The 12,319-nt window shown below is 65.1% G+C and carries 11 protein-coding genes; 5 read left to right on the top strand and 6 right to left on the bottom strand.

Features of this window, described 5'->3' with window-relative positions; all coding sequences use genetic code 11:
* Positions 1-112: 112 nt before the first annotated feature.
* The 3 genes from epsC to msrA all read right to left on the bottom strand — a co-directional run bounded on the left by epsC (position 113) and on the right by msrA (position 2,289).
* Positions 113-700, bottom strand: coding sequence for a serine O-acetyltransferase EpsC (gene epsC, locus ACQCSX_RS07060; protein ID WP_427018312.1), 588 nt, complete (start codon positions 698-700; stop codon positions 113-115).
* Between the two features lie 48 nt (positions 701-748).
* Complete coding sequence (gene cysK, locus ACQCSX_RS07055; protein WP_427018311.1) at positions 749-1,684, bottom strand: cysteine synthase A; 936 nt, start codon at positions 1,682-1,684, stop codon at positions 749-751.
* Between the two features lie 80 nt (positions 1,685-1,764).
* Entirely contained in the window at positions 1,765-2,289 is a 525-nt protein-coding gene (gene msrA, locus ACQCSX_RS07050; protein WP_427018310.1) for a peptide-methionine (S)-S-oxide reductase MsrA, read from the bottom strand.
* Positions 2,290-2,389: 100 nt separating this feature from the next.
* Here msrA and ACQCSX_RS07045 point away from each other — a divergent pair, with 100 nt between their 5' ends.
* The 4 genes from ACQCSX_RS07045 (at position 2,390) to ACQCSX_RS07030 (ending at position 5,915) form a co-directional block, all read left to right on the top strand.
* On the top strand, positions 2,390-3,511 hold the full coding sequence (locus ACQCSX_RS07045) for a Nif3-like dinuclear metal center hexameric protein (RefSeq protein ID WP_427018309.1): 1,122 nt from the start codon (positions 2,390-2,392) through the stop codon (positions 3,509-3,511).
* 89 nt (positions 3,512-3,600) lie between these two features.
* Positions 3,601-4,338 (top strand): zinc ribbon domain-containing protein, encoded by a 738-nt coding sequence (locus ACQCSX_RS07040; RefSeq protein WP_427018308.1) that lies wholly within the window; start codon positions 3,601-3,603, stop codon positions 4,336-4,338.
* Positions 4,339-4,356: 18 nt separating this feature from the next.
* Positions 4,357-4,779: a VOC family protein gene (locus ACQCSX_RS07035; protein WP_427018307.1), complete on the top strand. Its 423-nt coding sequence runs from the start codon at positions 4,357-4,359 to the stop codon at positions 4,777-4,779.
* A 47-nt stretch (positions 4,780-4,826) separates the two neighbouring features.
* Positions 4,827-5,915, top strand: coding sequence for an IS630 family transposase (locus ACQCSX_RS07030; protein ID WP_427015746.1), 1,089 nt, complete (start codon positions 4,827-4,829; stop codon positions 5,913-5,915).
* Between the two features lie 454 nt (positions 5,916-6,369).
* Here the strand turns inward: ACQCSX_RS07030 and ACQCSX_RS07025 are convergent, their stop codons facing one another.
* The 3 genes from ACQCSX_RS07025 to ACQCSX_RS07015 all read right to left on the bottom strand — a co-directional run bounded on the left by ACQCSX_RS07025 (position 6,370) and on the right by ACQCSX_RS07015 (position 10,718).
* Positions 6,370-8,241 (bottom strand): DUF222 domain-containing protein, encoded by a 1,872-nt coding sequence (locus ACQCSX_RS07025; RefSeq protein WP_427018306.1) that lies wholly within the window; start codon positions 8,239-8,241, stop codon positions 6,370-6,372.
* Positions 8,242-8,767: 526 nt separating this feature from the next.
* Positions 8,768-9,325 carry a PKD domain-containing protein gene (locus ACQCSX_RS07020; protein ID WP_427018305.1) on the bottom strand — a complete coding sequence of 186 codons (558 nt, stop codon included), beginning with the start codon at positions 9,323-9,325 and terminating at the stop codon, positions 8,768-8,770.
* A gap of 43 nt (positions 9,326-9,368) precedes the next feature.
* A complete protein-coding gene (locus ACQCSX_RS07015) occupies positions 9,369-10,718 on the bottom strand; it encodes a DDE-type integrase/transposase/recombinase (RefSeq protein WP_427016402.1) in 1,350 nt (449 codons plus the stop codon).
* Positions 10,719-11,033: 315 nt separating this feature from the next.
* On the opposite strand from ACQCSX_RS07015, the gene ACQCSX_RS07010 reads away from it, so the two are divergent.
* Positions 11,034-12,089 carry an ISAs1 family transposase gene (locus ACQCSX_RS07010; protein WP_427018304.1) on the top strand — a complete coding sequence of 352 codons (1,056 nt, stop codon included), beginning with the start codon at positions 11,034-11,036 and terminating at the stop codon, positions 12,087-12,089.
* The last annotated feature ends 230 nt before the right edge of the window (positions 12,090-12,319 follow it).

Raw genomic sequence — 12,319 nt, 5'->3', positions numbered from 1 at the left:
CCGGCCGCGTCTGTTTGTCTTGGCTGGATGGTTATCTTGGCCGGATGCGAAAAACCGTGGGCCCCGAGTCATCGGGGCCCACGGTTTTTCGCATAGGCAAAGTGGTGGCGGATCAGATCCACATCGCGGGATCGATGTATTCCGCCGGGTCCACCGCCGGAGCCATTTCCTTCGTGGCATCGCGGTGGCGCACCTTGCCGGGAATGCCGGTGATGATGGATTCGGCCGGAGCGTCCTTGACCACGACGGCGTTGGCCCCGATCGCGGAGTCGTCGCCGATGTAGATGGGGCCGAGCACCTTGGCGCCGGATCCGATGGTGACCCGGTTGCCGATGGTCGGGTGGCGCTTGGTCTTGGCCAGGGAGCGGCCGCCAAGCGTCACGCCGTGGTAGATCATGACGTCGTCGCCGATTTCCGCCGTTTCGCCAATGACCACACCCATGCCATGGTCAATGAAGAACCGCCGGCCCACCGTGGCCCCCGGGTGGATCTCAATGCCCGTCAGGAACCGGGCCAGCTGGGAGAGCACCCGGGCCGGGAACCGCAGGGAGGGCGTGGCCCACATCCGGTGCGTCAGCCGGTGGATCCAGATGGCATGCAGCCCCGAATAGACAAAAAAGTTCTCGAACGAACCACGAGCCGCCGGGTCATGTGACCGGGCGGCTTCGAGGTCCTCGCGTATTCTGGCGAAAATTCCCACAGACCACTTTCAGTTCAAACGGCCGGCACGGAGGCCGGTGGGTGCGGTCTAGCCGCGGATGTCGTCGTACAGGACAGTGGAGATGTACCGCTCGCCAAAGTCCGGAACCACGGCGACGATCAGCTTGCCCGCGTTCTCCGGGCGCTTGGCCAGCTCCAGGGCGCCCCACACTGCGGCACCGGCGGAGATGCCGCCCAGGATGCCCTCCTTGGTGCCCAGCGCGCGGGCGATCTCCACGGAGTCCTCCAGCGTGGCATCGAGCACCTCGTCGTAGATGTCCTGGTCCAGGACATCGGGGATGAAGTTGGCGCCCAGGCCCTGGATCTTGTGCGGCCCGGGGGCGCCGCCGTTGAGGATGGCGGAGTCCATGGGCTCAACGCCCACGATCTGGACCGAGGGCTTGCGGGACTTGAGCAGCTGGCCAACGCCGGTGATGGTGCCGCCGGTGCCGATGCCGGCAACCAGGATGTCCACGGCGCCGTCGGTGTCTTCCCAGATTTCCTCGCCGGTGGTGGCCTTGTGGATGGCGGCGTTGGCCGGGTTGGCGAACTGGCGGGCCCAGACGGAGTTCTCGGTGTTGGCCACAATTTCCTGGGCCTTCTCCACGGCTCCGCGCATGCCCTCGGAACCGGGGGTCAGCACGATCTGTGCACCGTAGGCGCGCAGCATGACACGGCGCTCGGTGGACATGGTCTCGGGCATGGTCAGGATGACGCTGTAGCCGCGCGCGGCACCGACCATGGCCAGCGCAATGCCGGTGTTGCCGGAGGTGCCCTCAACGATGGTTCCGCCGGGCTTGAGCTCGCCGGACTTCTCGGCGGCGTCGACGATGGCCACGCCGATGCGGTCCTTGACGGAATTGGCCGGGTTGTAGAACTCCAGCTTTACGGCGACGGTGGCGTCCAGCCCTTCGGTGAGGCGGTTCAACCGGACCAGCGGGGTGCCGCCGACCAGCTGCGTGACGTCATCGTAAATACGTGCCATGGATATGGAACCTGTTCTGTGAAAGGGGCGAAATTCTCTGCGAACCTAGCGCAAGCGTAGCCACCGGGGGTGGCGCACCGTTAAGCGGTAAGCCACGCAGAGTAATATTTCCTGGCCTTGGCCAGTTTGGGGTTGATGATCACCTGACAGTATCCCTGTTCGGGGCGCCGGGCGTAGAAGTCCTGGTGGTACTCCTCGGCCTCGTAGAAGGTGCCCAGCCGCACCACCTCGGTCACGATCGGGTGGTCCCACTGCGGCTGGTTGCGCTCGATGGCAGCGCGGAACAACTGTTCCTGGTCCGCATCGGTGTAGAACATGGACGAGCGGTACTGGGTGCCGACGTCGTATCCCTGCCGGTTGAGCGTGGTGGGATCGTGCAGCGAGAAGAACATGTCCAAAATGACGTCCGCCGGGACGATCTCCTCTTCGAACGTCACGGCCACCACCTCGGCGTGGCCGCTCATGCCGGAGCAGACATCGTCATAGCTGGGATGGCGCACCGAACCGCCCGTATAACCGGACACCACCGACGTGACGCCGCGGGTGATTTGGTACACGGCGTCGAGGCACCAGAAACATCCGCCGCCCAATACAAAAGTCTTCATGGTCTGTTTAATGTCCGGCGGACCCAGAAGATTCCCAAGCGGGGCGCGCAGCTGGCAAGCGGATGCGCCGCGGGCGCCCCGGATGGGTGAAAATGGAACCATGGAACGTGTTGATGCAGTGGACGACGACGGCACTCAGGAAAGCGCGACAGCGGGTCTGAAACCCGCGGGCACCGGCGATGGCGCCGCAGCCGGGACCGCCGTGGCCGGCACCGTGGCCGGCACCGGGACCGCCGTGGCCGACACCGGGACCGGCTCCGCCGGGGGCATCAGCTCCGGGGCATCGGCCGAAGCCGCATTGGCAGCAGAGCCGGAATCCGCCGACGACACCGAATCCGGTGTGGCTGCGGAGCCGGAAGAGGGCGCAGAACCCGAGGCCACGCCGACCCTCGCCGAGGTGTTGCTGGCCGCCGAGGAGCTTTGGCCCGAATCCCTGGCCGAGGAGTGGGACAAGGTTGGCCTGGTCACCGGCCGGCCCAGGGATCCGGTGTCGCGCATCATGTTCGCCGTGGACCCCACGCTTGAGGTGGTCTCCGAGGCCATTGCCTGGGGCGCGGATCTGCTGGTCACCCACCACCCGCTGCTGCTCAAGGGCGTCAATTCGGTGGCCGCCACCACCGGCAAGGGCCAGGTCATCCACTCCCTGATTGAATCCGGCTGCGCCTTGCTGACCGTGCACACCAACGGTGACAGTGCCGTGGGCGGGGTCTCCGACGTTTTGGCCGATGCCCTGGGGCTGGTTGAGGTGGAGCCGCTCATGCCGTCGGCCCTGGGCCTGCCCGAGGAAGGCATCGGCCGCGTCGGCCAGCTGCCGACGCTGGAAACGCTGGGCGACTTCGCCCAGCGCGTCTTTGAAATGCTGCCCGCCGTCGCCAGCGGCGTCCGCGTGGCCGGCGACAGCACCGGACTGGTGCGCCGGGTGGCCGTTTGCGGAGGGGCGGGGGATGGCCTGTTCGACGCCGTCCGCGCCAGCCGTGCGGACGTCTACGTCACGGCCGACCTGCGCCACCACCCGGCGTCGGAGGCCCGCGAGGGAGCGGTCAACGGCCGGCCCTATCTGGTGGACCTCTCGCACTGGGCCAGCGAGTGGCTGTGGCTGCCGGCCGCGGCCATGGCGCTGGAAAACGTGCTCACCGACCAGGGCTACGCCGTCGAACTGGCCGTCAGCCAGACCAACTCAGATCCGTGGGATTTCATCCTGACCCCGGGGCTGGGCGCATAGCAGGCCGCCGGGCACTCCGCCGGGAAGTAGGCTAGGACACAAGCAAGGCCCTCGCCATGGGCGCGGGCACACCACTCGAGAGGAATTCCATGGCCAAGGCAGCACCCGGCGAGCAACTGCGACTTTTGGACCTGCAGGCGCTGGACGCCAAGCTGAAGTCCCTCAACAACCAGACCAAGGTGCTCGACCAGGATCCGCGCATCGTGGACCTCAAGGCCGGGCTGTCCGTGGCGCAGAGCGATCTGGTGGTGATCAACACCGAGGTGGCGGATCTGGGCCGGGAGCTGGTGAAGGCCGAGGACGACGTCGCCCAGGTGGCTGCGCGGATTGCCAGGGACGAGGCCAAGCTCAACAGCGGCACCGGTTTGTCCAAGGATCTGATGGCCCTGCAGTCCGACATCGAATCGTTGAACAAGCGCCGCTCGGACTTGGAAGACGCGGAGCTGGCGCTCATGGAGCGCCTGGATGCAGCCACCGCACGCCAGGGTGCCCAGCAGGGCGTGGTGGATGACATCACCGGGTCCTTCGACGGCATCCGGGCCGAGCTCGACGCCGCCCTGGCCGCCATCGACGCCGTGCGCCAGACCACGGCCGCCGAGCGTGCCACGCTGGCAGCCAGCTTCGATGCCGGCCTCCTGGCCATTTACGATCGCACCCTGGCGAAATACGGCGTCGGCGCCGCACGCTTGTTCCACGGCACCTCCGAGGGCTCGGGCATGCAGCTGAGCCCCGGAGATGTCGCGGACATCAAGAAGGCCGCCGAGGACGACATCGTCTTCTGCCCCGATTCCGGCGCCATCCTGGTCCGTTCAGCCGAGTGGAACTAGCGGACGCACAGACCTGACATGGACCTGGACGCCGTTGGCCGTCTCCACCACGTTGAAATCTGGGTGCAGGACTATGCCCGGGCCAAGGATTCCTTCGGCTGGATGCTCGAGCGGCTGGGGTACGGGCTCCAAGACGAGTGGGGGAGCGGGCCCGACGGCGGCCGCTGGCAGGGCGCCGGCGAGTACATTGTGCTCGAATCGGGTCCGGATGTTGCAGGTCCGTACCAACGGCTCGATGCGGGGATGAACCACCTGGCCTTCCACTCCGGGTCGCGCACCCATGTGGATGCACTCGCCGCAGCGGCCATTGGACGAGGGTGGACGCTCATGTTCGCGGACAAACATCCATACGCCGGAGGGGCCGGCCACTACGCCGCCTATCTGGAAAACGCCGATGGCTTCGAAGTGGAGCTGGTGGCCGCCACGACCCCCGGCATCTAGTGGTGTGTCTCCAAAATAGTTAATGACTTTGGGTTTAGGCTGGGATCATGTCGAATCCAGCACCCGCCCTGGCCCTTACCGACGCCCAGCGCACCGTCCTGGAAGCGCTGGCCGCATCCCAGGTGGCCTCCCACCGGGAGGTGCAGCGGGCGCAGGTTCTGCTGATGGCCGCCGAGGGCCTGGCCAACGAGTGGATCGCCCGGGTGGTGGGCATCACCCCGGGCACGGTGCGCTCCTGGCGTACCCGCTTCGCCGAGGAAGGCCTGACCAAGCTCGGGAAGGTGCGTGGCGGGCGGGGACGCAAACCGGTGATCCCGCAGTCGACGATCGACGAAATCGTTGAGCTGACACAGAACTCAAAGCCTGAGGGACACACGCATTGGTCGGTGCGCACCATGGCCGCGAAGACCGGGGTCTCCCCGGCGCAGGTGCAACGCATCTGGTCTGCCCGCGGGTTGAAACCGCATCTGGTGAAGACCTTCAAACTCTCCACGGACCCGAAGTTCGAGGAAAAGCTCATCGACGTGTGCGGACTGTATTTGAACCCACCGGAGAACGCGATCGTGTTCTGCATGGACGAGAAGACCTCCATCCAGGCCCTGGACCGCTCCCAGCCGTCGTTGCCGATGACCAGGGGGCGGGCCGGGACGATGACCCACGACTACAAGCGCAACGGAACCACCACGCTCTTCGCGGCCCTGGAGGTCGCAACCGGAAAGGTCATCGGCTCCTGCGTTCCCAAGCACCGCCACGATGAATTCCTGGTGTTCCTGAAAACCATTGAAAAGGAAGTCCCGGCCGGCCTTCAGATCCACCTGGTCATCGACAACTACGCGACGCACAAGCATGCGAACGTGAAGGCGTGGCTGGCCAAACACCCACGGTTCCACCTGCATTTCACCCCGACCTCATCCTCGTGGTTGAACCTGGTGGAGCGGTGGTTCAGGGAGTTGACGGAGAAGGCGCTACGCCGTGGGGTCTTTCATTCAGTGCCTGATTTGATTGCGAAGATCGAGGAATACATCGAGGTGAACAATGCCGACCCGAAGCCTTTGGTGTGGACCGCGGATGCGGAGTCGATCCTGGAAAAAGTGGCTCGTGGCCGGGTTGCGCTCCAAGCCGTCAAGCAAAACTGAGACACTACACTAGGAGCGTGGGTCAGTAGTCGATTTTGCCGATTTTTTGTGTTGAGAACCCACAAGAAATGCGGCTTATTTGGCGCAAAATGGCCTCAGGTTTGGAGCATTCATCAACGAGTCTCCATTACTGACCCACGCTCCTAGGTGTACTCAGCCAGCAGATTGGCTACATCTGCTGATCGGAAGTCGTCCTCCGAGGGCGCTGTGGGCGCGACGGCGGTTGTAGAAGTCTAGCTAGCCAGCCAAGGCGTGTGTACAGTCCCCGCTGGCGGTATAGGGCCTGGTGCCGGCCTGGCGTTGGCTTCTCTGCTTCATCCGGTTCTTACCTGCCCTTCCGACTTTGGGCCGCCCTGCGCGGCGAGGCTGTGGGGAAGTGAGGGTGGGGAAGTGAGTCCGCGTGCCCGGCTGCCGCCGGCACGTGGAGGCGTACCCGGCCACCCTGGTGCGGCCCTTAATCGGGCGGGTGTGGGGTGATGCGGATGGGCGAGGGGTCGTGGACGTGGTTGCGTCGGGGGCGCTGGAAGATGTCCAGGGCCATCGGCGGGATGAACCAGGGCCGGCCCTTGACCATGGTGGCCGCCCAGTCGGTGTGGTGGAGCAGGTGGTGGTGGAAGCTGCACAGCAGCACGCAGTTGGCCAGGGAGGTTTCCCCGCCCTCGATCCAGGGCACGATGTGGTGGGCCTCGGTCCACTGCAGGGGCAGGGTGCAGCCCGGGAACGCGCAGCCGTGGTCCCTGATGACCAGGGCCTTGCGCAGCGGTGGCGGGACGAGGCGCTGGCTGCGTCCGACGTCCAGGATTTCCCCGGCCGCGCCCAGCACGGCGGGGATGATGTCCGCGTCGCAGGCGGCCTGCCGGATCGAAGCGATGGACGTGGATCCAGCGTGGGGCAGCAGGGCGTTGCCGAGCCCGGCGGTGAGTTCGGCCAGGGTCATGGTGATGAACAGTTGCGGGCGCAGCCCGCCATTGTCGGGCAGGGTGTCGGTGCGGGAGGCGAGCTTCACGCAGTCCAAGAGGGTGTGCAGCAGGGCCTGGGGGCGGGGCCGGCGGTCCTTCACGGCCTGATCGCCGCCGCACTCGTCCAGATCAAGGTCCCCGGCGGTGCACGAATCCCCGGCTGCCCGCGTGTTGCCAGGTCCGTCCGGGTTGGTGCCGTCCGAGCCCTCGGGTGCGGCTGATCCGGCCCCTGTTGTCTGGCCATTGCCCACGGAGGGTTCCTTACCTGCACCTGCGAAGTCGGCGTGGGAATCAGCCGCGCCCGGTGCGGCTGCGGCGTGACCTTCGCCTCTTGGTGTTGCTCCCGCAGTGCCACCCGCTTCGGGATCCCTGGCCCAGTCGGGCATCGATCCGGCGGGGGACTCAAGGGAGTCGAACAATGATGGATCCCCGGTACGGGCCGCATCGCTGGTCATGCCGTCCGCGGTCCCGCCCGCGGGGCTGGTGCCGCGGGTCTGACGCGGGTTGGTGCCGGTGCCGATCGCGGCCATGAGCTCCTCGTAGTCCGGGACGGTCAGGTGCCCAGTGAAGGAGACCAGGCCCCGGCGCGGGCGGGCGAACCGGATGCCTTCCTTGGCCAGCAGCTCGGCCTCGGTGGGTTGCTGCCCGTCCGGGTCCAGCAGGTTGATGGTCCGGTGCGCGCACTCCCTGAGCAGTTCGGGCCGCTCCGCCACCGCCAGGGCCGTCAGCGCCGTTTCGACCTTGCGCACGTCGTGCAGGGTGATCCGGCCGCCGTCGGCCAGGTGCGAGGCCTGGGCGGTGTAGGAGGAGACGACCAGTGCGGCCTCCTGGGAACACCGCCCGGACAGGACCGCTTCGGCCAGAGCCGGCAGGCGGGCCGGGATGGTGCGGGCGCTGATCGGGTCGAGCACGGGCAGCAGGTCCCCGGCCAAAGAGATGCGGTGGGCCGCCTCCCGGCCGGAGATCTGCAGGGTCTCGGCGAGCATTGCGATCGGGTTCGCGGCACCGGTGGCCCGGTACCGGCCGGCCCGGGTGCGGGCGGCGAGTTCCCCGGCGTACTGGAGTTGCAGGGCGCCCAGGTGGCGGGCGAGGGATTCGAGCTGGGCGGCCCTGGTGGCCAGTTGCACGTCCGTCTGCGCGGCCAGGCCGAGCGCGGCGGGGCCGAACCCGGCGGGACCGGCGTGGGCGGCGGCGGCCAGAGCGAGGCGGAGCACGGCGTGCAAGTGGAAGTCCGCGGCATCCGCTGCGGGTGGACCACCACCTGGACAGGAGCCGGCCTGGCCCGGGCGGGCGCTGGCACTGACAGCGGCGTCCGCTGCCTCGGTGCCCTGTCCACGCCCTTGGGCGGTGCCGTCAAACCAATCCATACACATATTCTAATTGTTTCGAAAAGCAGGGAACAGAGGCAGAACTAAATGAAATCAATCTGTGGATAAAAGGGCGCCTGGAGGTGCCTGTGCAGGAAAGTGCAACCGCTGATTCAGCTTTTTATCAGGCCAGTTAAGTGAATGGGTGCCGTCCCGAATGGAATTATCGGGTGCTACGCGGTGCGACTCCCTGGACGGGCGCCCACCGGGCCAAGCGTCGTCAGGGTCTCTTTGAATTGGTGGCGAACAAGCAGACAATTTCAAGGGAAACCGTGTCATTTCCAATTCCACGCCTTGCGCGTGCGGCCGCTGGTGCGGCCATGCCGATGCCCCCTTTGGTATGGACGGCAATCACGGTGCACCGTGCCGGATCCCGTCACGGCGATGGAAGCCTATCTCGTTGCCCATAATGACGACGTCGGCCACTGATTTGGAGGGCGGTGGCCGGCTCTATCCCTGAAAGGTCGCGCACGGCCGTATCGTCTTCTGGCCCCGTCAGGCAACTCTCGGGCACAATGCGGAGTGGTCAGCAGCCTTGGCCGTGGGGGTTTTGGAGGCAGTTGTCGGCGTAGTTTCGGGTGATGGCGCGCCAGACGCTGACGGGCAGTGCCGGGGAGGTGAAGTCTCCCTGGCCGGGGATGGGCAGGGGTGGGCCGCCGTTGACGCTGTAGGTGCCGCGGAAGTGGGTGGTGACGGTGGCGGGGTAGTCGCCGGTTTGGGTGTAGATGTGGCTGGTCTGGGTGGCTTCGCCCCAGCGCTCTTCGGGCAGGGGTGCGCCGGGGTGGGGTGTGGGGCCCAGCAGTGTGCCGTCGCCGTAGTTCCAGGTGTAGGTGGCCGGGGTTGCGGTGATGTGGACGTGTTGGTCCAGGAGGGTGATGTCGAAGGTTTGTTCGGTGGCGTGGGCGTAGAAGTTGGTTTCGGCGCCGCGGAGGGTGTGGGGTCCTGGTTGGCTGGCCAGGGTGGCGGGGGCAGGGCTCCTGCAAAGTCTTTGATGGGCGGCTTGGGTCTTAAGATGTGAGACGACGCGGGCGGGGCTGTTAAAAGGCGAGTGTGATGTCTCAAGACACCGGTGACAGTTCTGCACCAGTACATCGGTAGCACTCGGTGTCTCAAGACATCGGTGACACTTACCCCATTTCCGGCGGGTTCTGGAACATTGCAATGGCATGCTTCAAGCTCAGATACGTGACGCCGTCTGGGAACGGATAGTCATATTTCGTGATCAATTCACCCTCCATCGAGATCACCATCAACTCCGCCTGATCCCAGACGACTTTCACCATGGCGCTGCGTAGTAGCTTGCCCAAATAGAGCTCCACACCCGCAACCCGCAGGCACCTGTTCTTATTGACCCGCATCAGCTGACTGCCGGTCGCCTCCATGTGCTCGGTGCGCAGCGTGGCACTAAGTTTGGCCGGCTCCGGGGTTGAACCGTCCTGCGGCGGTGGCGATTGCTCTTCACTGGGCCATACGGCCAGGACGGCTTCGCCGACGCCCGGAGGAGGCGTGGTGCTGTGCTTCATCCATTCCCCGGGTGCGAGGGGCTCAGCGACCGGTGTGGCATCCCACGCCTCCTGCGGTGTCATCCGATCCTCCAAGGCCTGATGGCCGCGCTGCGTATTGTAGGCCTGGTCAAAGACCTCAACCTGCGCCTGCAGTTCGGCCAGGTCCTTGGCGAAAGGTTGCTTCTTCAACCACTTGAACAGCGTCGAATGAAAGCGCTCATTCTTCCCCTGAGTCGTGGGCTTATACGGCTTGCCGGTAATCGTGGCAACGCCGAGACTGTTGGCGTACGCGACCAGTTCGCTGATCACGCCCCGACGGATGGGGTTCAGGGCCTCGCCATTGTCACTGAGCAGGCGCTGTGGTATTCCGTGGGCGGCGACACCCATGCGGAAGACCTTCACCGCGTCCGGACCGTTCTCCGTCCTTGCCACTAACGAGGCCACGGCCAGGCGGGAATGGTCATCGAGCAGCTGGAAGATCACGCATTTGCGACCGCCTTCCACCACGTACTCGGTAGCATCGAGCTGCCAGCAGGCGTTGGGCATCGGATAGCGGAAGGAACGGTAGGAGGAGCGGGGACGCTTCTGCGGGGCCGGGGTGACAAGGCCGCGTTCGCTGAAGATCCTGGCCAGGGACGCAATCGAGGGGGTTTGCATGCCAAGCTTGCGCATTTGGTCGTGCACGCTGATCGGACCGTGGTCCCAGCCTGCGTCTTCCATGGACTTGCGCATGGCGACGGCTTGGTCTTTGAGGGTTTCGGTGGTGGCGTTGGGCGAGGTCTTCGGGCGGCGGGAACGGGGTTCGAGTGCGGCTGCTTGTCCTTCGGTGCGGGCTCGTTTGAGGATTTGGTAGAACGTTTTGCGGCTGATGTGGTTCTCGGTGCAAAACGCTGTGACAGCTCCTCTGGGTGCGTCTTCTGGCCATCGGGCGATGGCCAGGCGTATCGTCGGTTCAACTGGATCATTTTTCACACAATCCAGTTCAGCAGCCCGCCGTTGGCCTTCGTGCCAGAGGCGGGCTGTGTGCTTGCCGAGGTTAAAAGGTGGGGTGAAGTGTCACCACCAAGGAGCACTGTTGTGTCACCGATGTCGTGAGGCAGAACTGTTACCGATGTCCTGCGAGATAACACTGTTAAAAGGCGAGAACCCCTGTTAAGCATGTGATTGTTCAGTCCCACATGTTGCCAGGAGTTCTCTCGTGCCATCTTCCCACCTTGCCCTGTTCCATGACGAATTCGCCCGGATGGGACCAGTGGAAATCGATCCTGGAGCTGTTCTGGCCGCCTTGTGTGCGGGTTGCCGGATCCGCGGAAGAAACGCGGGGTGCGGCACCGTTTCGCCCACTTGCTGGTCATCATGGTCTGTTCGGTGTTGGCTGGGGCAACATCGTTGGTGGAGATGGCTGAATGGGCTGCCGACACAGCGCGGGACCAGCTGGCCGTCTTGGGGATTGGTACCCCGCACGCGACGACGCTGGGCCGGGTCCTTGAACGCCTCGATGCGGACTTGCTGGACCGGTTGGCGGGGAGCTGGGTGCAAGCTGCCGCGACCGTGACGGCTGTGGCCATCGACGGGAAGGAAGTCCGCGGCGCCAAGAATGGCGGAGGCACACGGGTCCATCTGCTCTCTGGCATCGACCAGGGAACCGGCGCCGTCCTGATGCAGCAGAACGTAGCCGAGAAGCACAACGAGATCACCTATTTCAAGCCACTGTTGGAGGGCGTGAAAGAGCTGACGGGTGTCATCGTCACAGCGGACGCCCTCCACACCCAGCGTGAGCACGCCGTCTACCTGCACGGGCGTGGCGCCCACTTTGTACTCACCGTCAAAGCCAACCAACCCAAGCTCCACGACCAGCTTCGCTCCCTGCCCTGGAACCGGATCCGGTCAGGGAGCAAGACACTGGAGACCGCCAATGGCCGCGAGATCGAACGCACCATCAAGTGCGTCGGTCTGGCCGGCGGGATCAACTTCCCCCACGCCGCCCAAGCCGGACAAATCACCAGAAAGTCCCGGCCGATAGGGGCCCGGAAGTGGAACACGGAGACCGTCTACATAGTCACGTCGCTCAAACCGGCAGCCGGAAAACCGGCCCACATCGGCGCCCTGGTCCGCGGCCACTGGGCCATCGAAAACGGCCTCCATTGGAGAAGGGACGTTCTCTACCGTGAGGACCACAGCCAGGTCAGGAGAGGCAACGCCCCCAGGGTAATGGCCTCCCTGCGCAACACTGCCATCAGCATCCTGCGACTGGAAGGAGAAACCAACCTCGCCAAAGCCACACGGGCCGCCCGCAACTACCCGCTCCGCGCCCTAAAACTCGCCGGCCTCACTACCAGCTAAACGACTTTGCAGGAGCCCTGGTGGCGGGGGTGACGGGTGAGTGTTGAAACTCAAATTGAATTGAATTGGCAATCTCGGCCAAAATATCCCGCGGCTGCTCTGCATAAATACACGAGGGTCCTATCAGGAACTTCCATTCGGGCGGTACAAAGCCCCTAGGAGACACATACCAGATTCCTGGATGGCCACCGGGTGCCTCGGTGCAAGACACGGTCGCAAGAAGGCAATCG

The organism is Pseudarthrobacter sp. P1, assembly GCF_050156935.1.
Lineage (GTDB): Bacteria > Actinomycetota > Actinomycetes > Actinomycetales > Micrococcaceae > Specibacter.
This window is presented reverse-complemented; position numbering and strand designations above follow the sequence as displayed.

Excerpts from the sequence above, each read along its gene's own strand:
- cysK (WP_427018311.1), bottom strand. The coding sequence starts at position 1,684 with ATGGCACGTATTTACGATGACGTCACGCAGCTGGTCGGCGGCACCCCG.
- msrA (WP_427018310.1), bottom strand. The coding sequence starts at position 2,289 with ATGAAGACTTTTGTATTGGGCGGCGGATGTTTCTGGTGCCTCGACGCC.
- ACQCSX_RS07045 (WP_427018309.1), top strand. The coding sequence starts at position 2,390 with ATGGAACGTGTTGATGCAGTGGACGACGACGGCACTCAGGAAAGCGCG.
- ACQCSX_RS07040 (WP_427018308.1), top strand. The coding sequence starts at position 3,601 with ATGGCCAAGGCAGCACCCGGCGAGCAACTGCGACTTTTGGACCTGCAG.
- ACQCSX_RS07035 (WP_427018307.1), top strand. The coding sequence starts at position 4,357 with ATGGACCTGGACGCCGTTGGCCGTCTCCACCACGTTGAAATCTGGGTG.
- ACQCSX_RS07030 (WP_427015746.1), top strand. The coding sequence starts at position 4,827 with ATGTCGAATCCAGCACCCGCCCTGGCCCTTACCGACGCCCAGCGCACC.
- ACQCSX_RS07025 (WP_427018306.1), bottom strand. The coding sequence starts at position 8,241 with ATGGATTGGTTTGACGGCACCGCCCAAGGGCGTGGACAGGGCACCGAG.